We start from the raw sequence: 11,867 nt of genomic DNA on the forward strand, positions 1-11,867 counted from the left end.
ATGCCGGCGCTGGTCAGTCAATCGCTCAACTCAACGTGATCCTCACGCGCGTTGCGCTTGATCCAGCGCAACTCCGGCCAGTGTCTCGCCATGCAATGTCGCCGCGACAATTCGAATTGCGGATCGAGGCAAGACATGAAGGCGTATTTCATCGGTGGCGGCGTTGGATCGCTCGCGGGCGCGGCGTTCCTGGTTCGTGACGCGCAGCTGCCGGGGCGGGACATCGTGATCTACGAGGCGCAGCCGTTGGTCGGCGGCAGCCTCGACGGCGCGCTGCTCGCGAACGGCGCTTATTCGCTGCGCGGCGGGCGCATGCTCACGACCGATCACTACGAATGCACCTGGGACCTGCTGTCGAGCATTCCCTCGCTCGAACGTCCCGGCCTCAGCGTGCGCGAGGAAACCGTCGCGTTCAACACCGAGAACCCCGCGCATTCGCAGGCGCGGCTGGTCGATCGCAACCGCTTCAAGCTCGACGTCTCGCATATGGGGTTTTCCGGGCGTGACCGGCTGGAGTTGCTGCGGCTCACGGAGGCCTCGGAGGAGACGCTCGGCAACAGCCGCATCACCGACTGGCTGTCGCCCAAATTTTTCGAGTCCAATTTCTGGTACATGTGGCAGACCACTTTCGCCTTCCAACCCTGGCACAGCGCGGTCGAGCTGAAACGCTATCTGCATCGCTTCATGAACGAATTCCCGCGCATCGAGACTCTCGCCGGCGTCAAGCGCACCGTCTACAACCAGTATGACGCGATCGTGCGGCCGCTTGCCGGCTGGCTTAAAGGGCAGGGCGTGCAATTCGTGCGCGGCACCGCCGTCACCGACATGGCGATCGAGAGCGAGGACGGACGCTTGCGGGTGCGCCAGCTCGTACTCGACCGCGACGGCCGCACCGCCAATGTCCAGCTCGAGGACGGCGATCTCGTGTTCTTTCAGAACGGCTCGATGACGGACGCCTCGAGCCTGGGCTCGATGACCGAGCCGGCTCCGCGCCTGACCAAGTCCGACAGCCGGGGTTGGGTGCTGTGGGAGAAAATCGCGAAGGGCCGTCCAGAATTCGGCAAGCCGTCCGCGTTCAACGCGTCGATCCCTGAATCCTATTGGCAGTCATTCACTGTCACCTGCCGCGATCCGCGCTTCTTCGACAAGATGGAGGCGTTCTCCGGCAACAAGGCCGGCACCGGCGGTCTCGTCACGTTCAGGGACTCCAATTGGCTGATGTCGGTGGTGCTGTATCATCAGCCGCATTTCGCCGGACAGCCGAACAACGTGCAGGTGTTCTGGGGCTATGCACTGCATCCCGATCGCGTCGGCAATTTCGTGGCCAAGCCGATGTCCGATTGCGGCGGCGCCGACATCCTGAAGGAGCTTTGCGGTCACCTGAATTTCGACCCTGCCGTCTTCGAGGATGCGATCTGCGTTCCCTGTCGCATGCCCTACATCACCAGCATGTTCATGCCGCGCACCGCTGACGACCGGCCGCTGCCGGTGCCCAGGAATTCCGTCAATCTCGCCTTCGTCAGCCAGTTCGTCGAAATCCCCGATGACGTCGTGTTCACCGTCGAATATTCCGTGCGCGCGGCGCAGATGGCGGTCTATCAGTTGATGAAGATCGATCGCCCGGTGCCGCCGGTGACGCGGCACGACAAATCGCTTGCGGTGATCTTCGCGACGCTGGAAAAGGCGTTCACGTGACGGGCGGAGCGGCTTGAACGGCAGAGGGCCTCGACTTACGACCGTGCCACAGCCAGCGGCAGGCTGATATGAAAGACGGCGCCTCCCGTCGGCGCGTTCTCGGCCCAGATGCGCCCGCCATGTGCCTCGATGATCGTGCGCGTGATCGAGAGGCCGATGCCCATTCCCTGCGTCTTGGTTGTGAAAAACGGCTTGAAGATTTCGGTTACCTTTTCTGTGCAGATGCCGTCGCCGGCATCTGCGATCGAGATCATGGCCTGATTGTTCGCAAGGCTGGTTCGACCGACGATGCGTCGCCGATCCTCCGGCAGATCGGCCACCGCTTCGATGGCATTCATGACCAGGTTCAGAATAGCCTGCTGGAGCTGCACTTTGTCGGCAGTTACGCGAATATCCAAGGACGATCGATCCGTCGCGAGCGCAACGTCGTAGGTCAGGGCCTGAATGGAAAGGAACCTAAACACATCGCTGACCGTCGCGTTGAGGTCGAGCTCGATCCGCTCTGTGCGGGCCCTCTTCAAAAATGAGCGCACCTGAACGACGATCTCGTTAGCGCGCTTATCGTCTCGGCGAATGTCACCCAGTATCTCGCTGATCACGCCGAGGTCAGGTGCCGGTGTCTGCAACACCTGCTCGGCGGTCTCAGCATTGATCAGAATGGCGGCGAGCGGCTGGCTCAGCTCATGCGCGATCGTCGCGGACATCTCGCCCGCGGTCGCAAGGCGATTCATGTGGGCTAGCTCCGACATGCGTTGGCGTGCCTCGACCTCCGCCTGGAATCGCAGTCTGCGCTCGCGCAGGAGGATGCCGATCATCATCGCCTGCACCAGCACCACGCCGGCGCTGATCATGACACGCCAGTAGTACTGCTCCCAGAAGCTCGGTTCTCGGAAACGCACCTCGCTTCCGGGAGGCAGATGGGCTTCGTCCACATTCCAGAGCTTGAGCTGTCGCCAGTCGAAGATCGGCTTTACGTTATCCCCGGCAACGGGCGGGATGTTCGACGGCGATTCGCCGCCGAGAATCCGCATTGCCAACTGGCCGGCTTCCTGTCCGATGGTTTCGGGCAGCAGCAGGAAGCCGCCAACCCCGGTTCGCCCGAGAAATGTGTCGGAGGTGATAATGATCGGGCGGTTCGCGCGCTCGGCGACGCGCGCAAGCGCCGCGGCCGGCAAATAGTGGGTGCCTTCGCCGTCGGAATACATCGCCGAGGTCAGAATCGCAGAACGAGGGGGCAAGGAGCCGACCCGTTCGCGCACCTCCCGCAGCACCATGCCGGACAGATCGATGATTTCGAGACCCGGCATCGTGGTCGCGAATTCCTGTTTCCAGTGGCCATATATCAGCGGATTTTTCCATGCATCGCCAACGAGGACGACGCCAGTCAAGTCGGGAACGACCGCGCGTGCCGCAGTCAGTATCTGCGCCGGAGACACCTTGGCAAAGATGGCGGTCGTGCCGGGCAGGAACAGCGCGCGCGTCTCGGGCAGATCGGGCACGAAGCCGTAAACCACGGGAGCGGCGGGCCAGATGTCGTGCTTGCGCGCCTGAAGGAATTTCGCCGACGCGACGCCGATCGAGACGATGATGTCGATCGGCCGATGCGCGTATTTGGTCTTGAGATGACCGACCAGGCTCTCCTCGTAGTCCGGTCCCGGGAAACGGGCGAGATCGAGGCTTTCGCCGTAGATCACGGTGTGGATCTGCCCATTTTCCTTCGCAGCCGTGCGGATACCGGCGAAAATCTCAGAATAGAATGGCGAACGAAAGTCTGCGTCTTCCAGCACCAGGATAGAGCGCTGCCCCGGACTGTCGGCTGCAGGGCATTCATGTGCCAGGATTGCGAACAGGCAGGCGATCAGGAGCCGTTTGATCGCGATGACCATCCTCATTGCTGACTCTGTGCCTGGCCTGTGTTTGCAACGGGCGCCTCCTCGGTGAGGACGCATCCGAGCATACCTGCCGGTTCCGAAGTTTCAACGAAAGGATTTGATCCGGCTGTGCCGCGCAGGCGGCGGTTCACCTGGCCCCGCATGCAGAGCGAAGAAGGACCGCTATTTGAACGGATCCTGGATCGACGGCGCCGACTGCCTGATACGACGCACGCTTACGGGCGTGCCGTCGGAGACGAACAGCAGTTCGTAGCGACGGCCTTCGCTGTCGGTGGCAGAGCAGGTGACGTCAGTCACCTTCTTGGCGGCGAAATTGCCGGTCTGGCGGCAGAGGCCGGTGGAGGTCTGCTCGGCCGGCACCGGCAGGCCGTCGACCTTGGGACGGTCCTTGGAGTTGAGCAGCATGCGGTCGATCGGCAGCTCATAGGAGTTGTCGTCGGCGCGCTTGCCGTTCTCGCCGGAGAACGACACGACGTGATTCTCGTCGGCGGGATCGTCGACCGCGACCGTGAAATTGACCCGGCCCCTGTCGCCGTGGGCGTAGGCCACCGTCTTGCAGGCGAAGGTGCGGCCGGCGACCTTCAACGTCTTGCAGTGGCCGGACATCAGCGCCAGCAAATCGATAAAGGCGGTCTGCTGCCCGGGTGGATTGTTGACGGGAATCGGCGCGGAAGACTCGGCAAAACAAGGGCTTGCCAAGAGGACGAAGGTGGGGACGAGGGCGACAGCGAGGATGGGTCGGCAGAGGCGCATCGGAAGGCTCACATGCCAGGGAACCACGGAAAAGTTCCGTCCGACAATCAGCGAACCGCAAATTGGTTGCGATCCCGTTTGCTCAGCCAAGTCCGTCTGAAATACCACCGCGCCACCCCAACGGCGATTCGCCCAGATCGCCCAACCCATTCCCGGCCGGCACTTGCCGCTCGGCCGGTGTTTTTTTCGTGGCGGGGCTATCCCATCGCCGCCTGCCAGCGCGTATCGCGCAGGGACGGGCGGCGGTGCAGGCGGGCGTCGAGCAGCGCGCGGGCGCGGGGCAGGTCGCCGCTGCGCATCAGGGCAACGACAAAAGTGTCCTCGATCAACTCGCGCTGGGCGTGGCTGCCGCCGAGACGCACGACCTCACCGAGAATCGGCGTGAGCGTTTGCACGCATGCCGCGTAGTCCTCGTTGGCAAAGGCCGCCAGTGCGCGGCAGACCGCGGGCACCACGGGACCGGCCGGAAGCTTACCATCGGCGAGCCTTTGCTCGATCGCGGCAAGACGTGTGGCGAGCGCCTCGCGATTTTGCGTCGCAGCCGCGAACAGCGCCATGTGGATATCGGCGAAGGGCAGGCTCGATTTCGGAAACAGTTTTTGCGCGGCGGCGTCGGCTTCGAGCCAGAGCGCTCTCGGCACGGCGTGGCCGTAAGCCGACAGGCGCCAGAGCAGTGACGCACCGTCAGTGACGAGATTGAGCGGTGGCGCCTGCGTGGCGTTTGGCTGCAGCACGTCGGCATAGATCGCGAGCGCCCGCGCGGCATCGCCATGCTCCAGCGCGCCGAGCGCCTGATGCCAGCGGATGTGGCCGTGCAAGATTCCGGCGCGATGGTAAGAGGGGATCCAGTCGTCGACGAGCCGGTCGGCCGCTTCGATCGAACCGTCCTCGAACATCGCATGCAGCACGGCGTGCGCGGCATGGGCATTCTGCCGGCGCAGGTCGAAGCCGCGTTCGGTGACGCCGCGGCCGCGACCGACATTGCCGTTCTCGGTCATCGCCCAGCCGTACATAGTGAGGAACCACCAATCCTCGCCATAGTGATGCGCAACGCGCTCGCACAGCTCCTGCCGCGCGCGGTCGTGATCGGCCATGCCGGAGAACGCGTACAGGCCGAACGCGCCGAGCGGCAGCGACAGCACCAATGCGTCGCGCGGCCACGCCTCGACGTGCGTCATCGTCGCCGCGATCGCCTCGGGCAGCCGGCCCTCGATTGCGAGCGCCAGCGTTTCGACATGCGAGCGCTCGCGTTCCGTGCCGCGTTTCGCCACGAGCTCGCGCGCGAGCGCCGCCTTCTGCCGAGCCAGATCGCCTTGCTGATAGAAGCCATGCACGCGGGCGCGGGCGATATGGGGGAGCGCAAAATCCGGATCGAGCGCAATCGCGCGCTCCAGCGTTTCCGCCGTGCCGGTCCAGCCCGCGAGCATGAGGTCGACGCCCTCGCGATAAGCGGATGCCGCCTCTGGCGAAGAGGTGGAGAGCGGCAGGCCGTAGCGATCTTCGAGGGCCATTCCTGTCTCCGGCTCAGGCCGTCCGCGCGCGACGTCCTTCGATCGGATAGGCCGGGTCGTTGTAGCCCGGCGTCGAGGGATGACCCGGCACGACCAGTCTGTCGATCAGCGCCTCGTCCTCGGCAGTGAAGCGATAGTCGAGCGCGCCGGTGTAGCCTTCCCATTGCTCCTCGGTGCGCGGACCGGCAACGATCGAGGAGACAAAAGCGGAGTTCAGCACCCAGGCGACCGCAAACTGGCCTGCGGTGATGCCCTTTTTCTCGGCGTGGGCCTTGATCTCCTGCGCCAGCTGGAGCGATTCCGGCCGCCATTCGGTCTGCATCATGCGCGTATCGTTGCGGCCTGCGCGGGTCTCCTTGTCGGGAGCCGCGTCGGGCTTGTATTTGCCGGTCAGCACGCCGCGCGCCAGCGGGCTGTAGGGCACGATGCCGAGGCCGTAATAGGAGCAGGCCGGGAAGTGCTCGACTTCGGGCATGCGATTCATGGCGTTGTAATAGGGTTGGCTCACAGCGGGACGGTCGATGCCGAGCCGGTCGCAGATGTTGCAGATTTCGGCGAGGCGCCAGGCGCGGTAGTTCGACACGCCGAAATAGCGCACCTTGCCGGCGCGGATCAGGTCGCCCATCGCGCGCACCGTCTCCTCCAGGGGCGTAGAATGGTCTTCCTTGTGCAGATAATAGATGTCGATGTGGTCGGTGCCGAGCCGCTTCAGGCTCTCATCCGCCGCTTGCAACACCCAGCGGCGGGACAGGCCGACACGGTTGGGATCCTCGCCCATGGGGTTCGCAAGTTTCGTCGCGAGCACCCAGGCGTGACGGTTGTTGCCGATGGCGCGTCCCACGACCTCTTCGGATGCGCCCTTCGAATAGGCGTCCGCGGTGTCGATGAAGTTGATGCCGGCCTCGTGCGCCTTCGCGATGATCCGCTTTGAGGTGGCTTCATCGGTCGGCCCGCCGAACATCATCGTGCCCAAGCAGATCGGCGACACTTTGAGGCCGCTGCGGCCGAGTTGGCGGTATTGCATGGGGCGCGTCCTTAGCTGCTGCTTCGGGCGACAGCATAACCGTCTCACTCCGTCATTGCGAGCGCAGCGAAGCAGTCCAGAGATGCGTCTGCGGCGGCAGTCTGGATTGCTTCGCTGCGCTCGCAATGACGACGTTGGCAGAGATGCTTGCTACGCTCTCAGCTGTCATCGCCCGGCTTGACCGGGCGATCCAGTATTCCGAGAGGGCTGTAGTTTAATCGAGAAGCCGCGGCGTACTGGATTCCCCGCCTGCGCGGGGAATGACAGCGGTGGGTATCGCTCCTACCCCGGCCCCTTCAAAATCTTGAACACACCATTTGCCATCACCACGCAACGATCGTCCACCGTCACCTCGGTGCTCATGAAGATCAGGCTGCGCGTCGCGCGCACCACGCGCGGGCGGGAGATCAGGATGTCGCCGATCTGGCCAGCTTCGACGAAATGGGTGTCGAGCTGCACCGTCGCCATGAACTCCTTGCCGGAGACGTAGCGGGCGGTCATGCCGCAGGTACGGTCCGCGAACGTCATCATCACGCCGCCCTGGACCATGCCGCGGCGATTGTGGTGCTTGTCCTCGGTCGCGAGTGCGAATTCGTATTGGCCGTCGATCTTGCGCTCCCACAGCGGGCCGATCAGATGCATGAAGCCCGTGGTCTCCAGAATGGTCCAGCCTTCTGCCTTCAGCCGTGCGGCTGTCTTATTGGTCATGTCGTCCATTCCTGAGCGGGTCGTGCGATTTCATTTCATCGGGGCCGGACGTGGTGTAGTCAAGCATCATGAGACCGTTCGACGATGCCACACGGCGGAATATCGCGGCCGCCTGCGCGGCCTTCACGCGGCTGCCGGAGGACGAAGCGCCGGCGGCGTTGAAGCGCGCCGCGGTGGCAGTTGCGTTGACTGCGGCCAGCGAGAGCGATGAGACGGCGTTGCTGCTCACGCTGCGCGCATCGCATCTGCGCGCCCATCGCGGTCAATGGGCCTTGCCCGGTGGACGCTGCGATGCCGGCGAGACGCCGGTCGAGGCGGCGCTGCGCGAACTCGACGAGGAGCTAGGCCTCCACCTCACCAGCGCGGAGGTGCTCGGCACGCTCGATGATTATCCGACCCGCTCGGGCTATCTGATTACGCCAGTCGTGGTCTGGGCCGCCGATAGTGCCGCGATCAAACCAAACCCGGACGAGGTCGCCTCCGTCCATCGCATCGCGCTTGCGACGGTCGAGCGCTCCGACGCTTTCGATTTCGTCGTGATCCCCGAGAGCACGCGCCGTGTGATCCGCTTTCATCATCAGTCGAGCCTGATCCACGCGCCGACGGCGGCCCTGATCTACCAGTTCCGCGAGGTGCTGGCGGGGCGCCACACCCGCGTCACCGAGCTGGAACAGCCGGTATTCGCCTGGAAGTGACGCGAGGCGCGAAAACGAGGTAAACGACCTGTTAACGTGACGGTTACCGGATGCCTGCTAAGAGGGCAGCATGCATCAATCGATTCGAAATGCCGTGAGACTGGTTCCACTCGCGCTCGTCCTGCTCGCGCCTGCCGCGCGCGGTGGCGAATCCGACGCGCTGCCGCCGGCCGTCCGCAATGCCAAAGCCCAGCTGTTGTCGCAATTTTTCGCGCAAGGCGGTGCGTCGCCCGCCGTGCTGGAATATCGCCGCAAGCTGCAGGAGTATCAGGCGGCGCGTGCGGCCTTCGACGAGGAAGCCGGCGGCTATTGGAGCCAGATCTCCGAGAAGCGGAAAGGTCGCAACGCCAAGCGGCGCAGCGGGCAGCAGATCACGCTCGACGATTACGTGCTGGAGCATCCGCCGCTTTATAACGGGCCGAAACGGCCAGTGAATCCGGAGCCGGAGGAAACCCCGGACCGCCCGACGAAAAAGCCGATCCCCGTGGTCGCCGATCTGCTGCGCGCGGCGCAGGAACTCTACCAGTTCACGCCGCAGCGGCCGTCCAACGAAGTCGAATTCAAGCGCGTCTATGCACGCTACGCGCTGGCCTCGGGGCTGACGCGCGAGCAGGCGGTGCGGGTCTATGCGTTCGAGACCGGCGGCACCGGCAGTTATGACGTGCAGGCGGGAATCGAGCATGGCGGCAAGCGCGCCATTTCGACCGCGATGGGCTACAACCAGCTGCTGACGACCAACAGCGTCGAGCTGCTGGCCGAGCAAGGCCATGAGTTCATCCGCGCGCTCTCCGATAAGGTCGCGCGGACCTCGGGCCCGGCGCGCCAGTCGCTCGAGCACAAGCTCACCGTTCTCAAGAAAATGGTGGCGCACGCCAAATCGGTGCCCGACACTTGGTCGGAGCACGAGAAGATCGGCAACACCGCGCAGGGCTGGGCCATGCATGCCATGGTGCTCGACATCGATATCGGGCCGATGCTGCAGACCCACAAGCTGCTGACGTCGGTGCTGTTCGCGCGCGCCAAGGGCTATAGCCGCCCGCTCAGCGCGGCCGAGCTCGAGATGATGAACCTCACCGGCGACGGCACCGGCCTCGACATGGTGACGATGCCGCAGGCGATGCGCGAGCAGGTGCCGACGTCGAACTTCTTCCAGCGCGGCGGCTACGAGCGCAACCCGGTCGCGATCCGCCACAACACGGTGGCGAAGCTGCTGGCGGTGACGGACACGAGGATGGACAGCAACAGCAACAACGCCGGCGCGCGGGAGCTGGCGGGGGCGTTTTAGGCGGCGTCGTCCCGGCGAAGGCCGGGACCCATTACCACAGGGCGCAGTTTGGGAGGACGGTCGTTCGGTACTGCGGCCGTACGCAATCGAGGGATCACGCGGTATGGGTCCCGGCCTTCGCCGGGACGACAGCAGTGTGTGGCGTCGCCGCGACCTCGCCCTACTGATCCGACCCGAACTTGAACTTGCCGTCGCCTTCCAGATACGGGCCGCTGCGCATGTATAGCTGGCCGTTGTGGCCGATGAAGAACAGCGTGCCTTTCGGTACCTTCTTGGCGCCCTTCAGAAGTTCACCGGCATTGCTGGTGCCCATCTTGTAGGAAAAGGTCTTGCCGTCCTTGTCATAGGCGTAGCCGGTGTCGGGCTTGAGCTCCCAAGGTGTCGCAGCGGTCTGCGCCAATGCGGGCGCAGCAAACGCGCCGAGCACGGCCGTCATCAAAAAGATCTTTGTTGAAATTGCCATCACCCTATCCTCCCCATCGAGGCGCCCGGCTTGAACAAATCACGAACGATGCATCCGGGTCAATTTGCGAAAGCGCCGCAGCGCATCACGTCTTGCCCAGCAGTTTGTGATTTTCCCTTCGTCCCCGCGCGACTATGTTCCGCTTTCCGTCTAGAACGCAATTCGACAAAAACATTGGGTAGGGGATGATTCGAATGAACCTCGTCATTAAAGCTTGCTGGGCCGCCGGCCTGTTGCTGACGGCGCTCACGCCGGTCGCCCGGGCCGATGATTACCAGCTCAGCCACAACCAGCGGATTTCGTGCAGCCGTGGCCTGGCCCCGGGCAAGCTGAACACCGCGACCTGCAAGTCCTACACTTATCTCTTTAACACCAAGACCTCGGAATATTTCCGTTGCCAGGTCTCGCTGGCGCTGACCCGCGACAACAAGGAAGTCATCAACGTCCAGACCGACGGCGCCTGCACCAAGAAGCCGCGCATCTTCGAGACCGATGGCCATTACGATTTCGACGCCACCGAGACCGAGCCTCCGAACACCAATTCGTTCTTCGGCCCCGGCGGCTACTCGGTCTGGGCTGCCGACGTCAGCGCGCAGAAGGTGCGCGGCTGCATCATCATCTCGTCCGGCCTCGGCTCCGACATCTCCAAATGCCTGGACATGACCTTCCAGTGAGGGGGCTGTCCAGACTTGGCTGCGCCACCTCGCCGCACCCGCTGAGTTCCCCAAAAATCGAGCCAGCACAGCCATTTACCGCAGTCCTGTTTTGACTTTTGGATGGGTTGACCCGCTCCCTTCATCCGGCCAACTTCCCGGCCGGTTTGGGGAGTGGAAAGATCATGAAACGGACGATTTTCGGCGTGGCCGCGGCTCTTGCGCTGGCGGCCTCCGCGCCTTGCGCGCAGGCGCAATCCTTCATCAACGTGCTGACCGGCGGCACCTCCGGCGTCTACTATCCGCTCGGGGTCGCGATCGGGAAGATCTACGGCGACAAGATTCCGAACGTGAAGACGCAGGTGCAGGCCACCAAGGCGTCAGTCGAGAATCTGATCCTGCTCCAGCAGGGCCGCGGCGAGATCGCGTTCACGCTGGGCGACTCGCTGAAAGCGGCCTGGGACGGTGACGAGGAGGCGGGCTTCAAGTCCAAGCTCGACAAGCTCAGGACCATCGGCGCGATCTATCCGAACTACATCCAGATCGTCGCGACCGCCGAGAGCGGCATCAAGACGCTGGCGGACCTTAAGGGCAAGAGCCTGTCGGTCGGCGCGCCGAAATCGGGCACGGAGCTCAATTCGCGCGCGATCCTGACAGCGGCCGGCATGAGCTACAAGGATCTCGGCAAGGTGGAGTATCTGCCGTTTGCCGAATCCGTCGATCTCATGAAGAACCGCCAGCTCGGCGCGACGCTGCAATCGGCCGGCCTCGGCGTGGCCTCGCTGAAGGATCTGTCGACCTCGAGCCCGATCACGGTGGTGTCGGTGCCGAAGGAGACCGTCGACAAGATCGGCCTGCCCTTCATCGCGGCGACCATTCCCGCCAACACCTACACCGGGCAGGACAAGGACGTGCCGACCGCCGCCGTGGTCAACTACCTCGTCACCAGCTCGGCGGTGTCGGACGATCTCGCCTACCAGATGACAAAACTGGTCTACGAGTCGCTGCCCGAGCTCGCCAACGCGCATGCGGCCGGCAAGGAGATCAAGCTCGAGACGGCCGCCAGCGGCAGCCCGGTTCCGCTGCACCCCGGCGCGATCCGCTATTACAAGGAAAAAGGGCTGATCAAGTAATCAGCTTTCGTTATCGGGCGTCATGGCCGGGCTTGTCCCGGCCATCCACGTTCTA

At 63.8% G+C, this 11,867-nt stretch carries 12 protein-coding genes; 6 read left to right on the forward strand and 6 right to left on the reverse strand.

The annotated features are described in order from the left end of the window. The first annotated feature begins 135 nt into the window (after positions 1-135). Complete coding sequence (locus IVA75_RS06030; protein ID WP_247285721.1) at positions 136-1,695, forward strand: oleate hydratase; 1,560 nt, start codon at positions 136-138, stop codon at positions 1,693-1,695. Between the two features lie 35 nt (positions 1,696-1,730). On the opposite strand, the gene IVA75_RS06035 is transcribed toward IVA75_RS06030, so the two are convergent. Next, complete coding sequence (locus IVA75_RS06035; RefSeq protein WP_247285723.1) at positions 1,731-3,194, reverse strand: HAMP domain-containing sensor histidine kinase; 1,464 nt, start codon at positions 3,192-3,194, stop codon at positions 1,731-1,733. Positions 3,195-3,230: 36 nt separating this feature from the next. Between IVA75_RS06035 and IVA75_RS06040 the strand changes: the two genes are divergently transcribed. After that, complete coding sequence (locus IVA75_RS06040) at positions 3,231-3,593, forward strand: hypothetical protein (protein ID WP_247285725.1); 363 nt, start codon at positions 3,231-3,233, stop codon at positions 3,591-3,593. A gap of 156 nt (positions 3,594-3,749) precedes the next feature. On the opposite strand, the gene IVA75_RS06045 is transcribed toward IVA75_RS06040, so the two are convergent. The 4 genes from IVA75_RS06045 to IVA75_RS06060 form a co-directional block, all read right to left on the reverse strand. Then, the gene (locus IVA75_RS06045; protein WP_247285727.1) at positions 3,750-4,340 is read right to left on the reverse strand and encodes a hypothetical protein; all 591 of its coding nucleotides are present in this window, start codon (positions 4,338-4,340) and stop codon (positions 3,750-3,752) included. A 197-nt stretch (positions 4,341-4,537) separates the two neighbouring features. Continuing rightward, positions 4,538-5,851, reverse strand: a complete 1,314-nt coding sequence (locus IVA75_RS06050; RefSeq protein WP_247285729.1) for a tetratricopeptide repeat protein — start codon at positions 5,849-5,851, stop codon at positions 4,538-4,540. Between the two features lie 13 nt (positions 5,852-5,864). After that, the gene (locus IVA75_RS06055; RefSeq protein WP_247285731.1) at positions 5,865-6,875 is read right to left on the reverse strand and encodes an aldo/keto reductase; all 1,011 of its coding nucleotides are present in this window, start codon (positions 6,873-6,875) and stop codon (positions 5,865-5,867) included. A gap of 282 nt (positions 6,876-7,157) precedes the next feature. Continuing rightward, positions 7,158-7,583 (reverse strand): PaaI family thioesterase, encoded by a 426-nt coding sequence (locus IVA75_RS06060; protein WP_027565689.1) that lies wholly within the window; start codon positions 7,581-7,583, stop codon positions 7,158-7,160. 68 nt (positions 7,584-7,651) lie between these two features. On the opposite strand from IVA75_RS06060, the gene IVA75_RS06065 reads away from it, so the two are divergent. Together IVA75_RS06065 and IVA75_RS06070 are read left to right on the forward strand one after the other, a co-directional pair. After that, positions 7,652-8,278, forward strand: coding sequence for a CoA pyrophosphatase (locus tag IVA75_RS06065; RefSeq protein ID WP_247285733.1), 627 nt, complete (start codon positions 7,652-7,654; stop codon positions 8,276-8,278). 70 nt (positions 8,279-8,348) lie between these two features. Next, the gene (locus tag IVA75_RS06070) at positions 8,349-9,563 is read left to right on the forward strand and encodes a hypothetical protein (RefSeq protein WP_247285735.1); all 1,215 of its coding nucleotides are present in this window, start codon (positions 8,349-8,351) and stop codon (positions 9,561-9,563) included. Between the two features lie 160 nt (positions 9,564-9,723). Here the strand turns inward: IVA75_RS06070 and IVA75_RS06075 are convergent, their stop codons facing one another. Next, on the reverse strand, positions 9,724-10,026 hold the full coding sequence (locus IVA75_RS06075) for a hypothetical protein (protein ID WP_247285737.1): 303 nt from the start codon (positions 10,024-10,026) through the stop codon (positions 9,724-9,726). Between the two features lie 194 nt (positions 10,027-10,220). On the opposite strand from IVA75_RS06075, the gene IVA75_RS06080 reads away from it, so the two are divergent. Both IVA75_RS06080 and IVA75_RS06085 read left to right on the forward strand, forming a co-directional pair. Further along, positions 10,221-10,700 carry a hypothetical protein gene (locus tag IVA75_RS06080; protein WP_247285738.1) on the forward strand — a complete coding sequence of 160 codons (480 nt, stop codon included), beginning with the start codon at positions 10,221-10,223 and terminating at the stop codon, positions 10,698-10,700. A gap of 164 nt (positions 10,701-10,864) precedes the next feature. Further along, complete coding sequence (locus IVA75_RS06085) at positions 10,865-11,812, forward strand: TAXI family TRAP transporter solute-binding subunit (protein WP_247285739.1); 948 nt, start codon at positions 10,865-10,867, stop codon at positions 11,810-11,812. The last annotated feature ends 55 nt before the right edge of the window (positions 11,813-11,867 follow it).

Origin of the sequence: Bradyrhizobium sp. 134 (assembly GCF_023074155.1) — a bacterium.
Taxonomy (GTDB): Bacteria; Pseudomonadota; Alphaproteobacteria; order Rhizobiales; family Xanthobacteraceae; genus Bradyrhizobium.

Excerpts from the sequence above, each read along its gene's own strand:
- IVA75_RS06030 (WP_247285721.1), top strand. The coding sequence starts at position 136 with ATGAAGGCGTATTTCATCGGTGGCGGCGTTGGATCGCTCGCGGGCGCG.
- IVA75_RS06045 (WP_247285727.1), bottom strand. The coding sequence starts at position 4,340 with ATGCGCCTCTGCCGACCCATCCTCGCTGTCGCCCTCGTCCCCACCTTC.
- IVA75_RS06050 (WP_247285729.1), bottom strand. The coding sequence starts at position 5,851 with ATGGCCCTCGAAGATCGCTACGGCCTGCCGCTCTCCACCTCTTCGCCA.
- IVA75_RS06055 (WP_247285731.1), bottom strand. The coding sequence starts at position 6,875 with ATGCAATACCGCCAACTCGGCCGCAGCGGCCTCAAAGTGTCGCCGATC.
- IVA75_RS06060 (WP_027565689.1), bottom strand. The coding sequence starts at position 7,583 with ATGACCAATAAGACAGCCGCACGGCTGAAGGCAGAAGGCTGGACCATT.
- IVA75_RS06065 (WP_247285733.1), top strand. The coding sequence starts at position 7,652 with ATGAGACCGTTCGACGATGCCACACGGCGGAATATCGCGGCCGCCTGC.
- IVA75_RS06070 (WP_247285735.1), top strand. The coding sequence starts at position 8,349 with ATGCATCAATCGATTCGAAATGCCGTGAGACTGGTTCCACTCGCGCTC.
- IVA75_RS06075 (WP_247285737.1), bottom strand. The coding sequence starts at position 10,026 with ATGGCAATTTCAACAAAGATCTTTTTGATGACGGCCGTGCTCGGCGCG.
- IVA75_RS06080 (WP_247285738.1), top strand. The coding sequence starts at position 10,221 with ATGAACCTCGTCATTAAAGCTTGCTGGGCCGCCGGCCTGTTGCTGACG.
- IVA75_RS06085 (WP_247285739.1), top strand. The coding sequence starts at position 10,865 with ATGAAACGGACGATTTTCGGCGTGGCCGCGGCTCTTGCGCTGGCGGCC.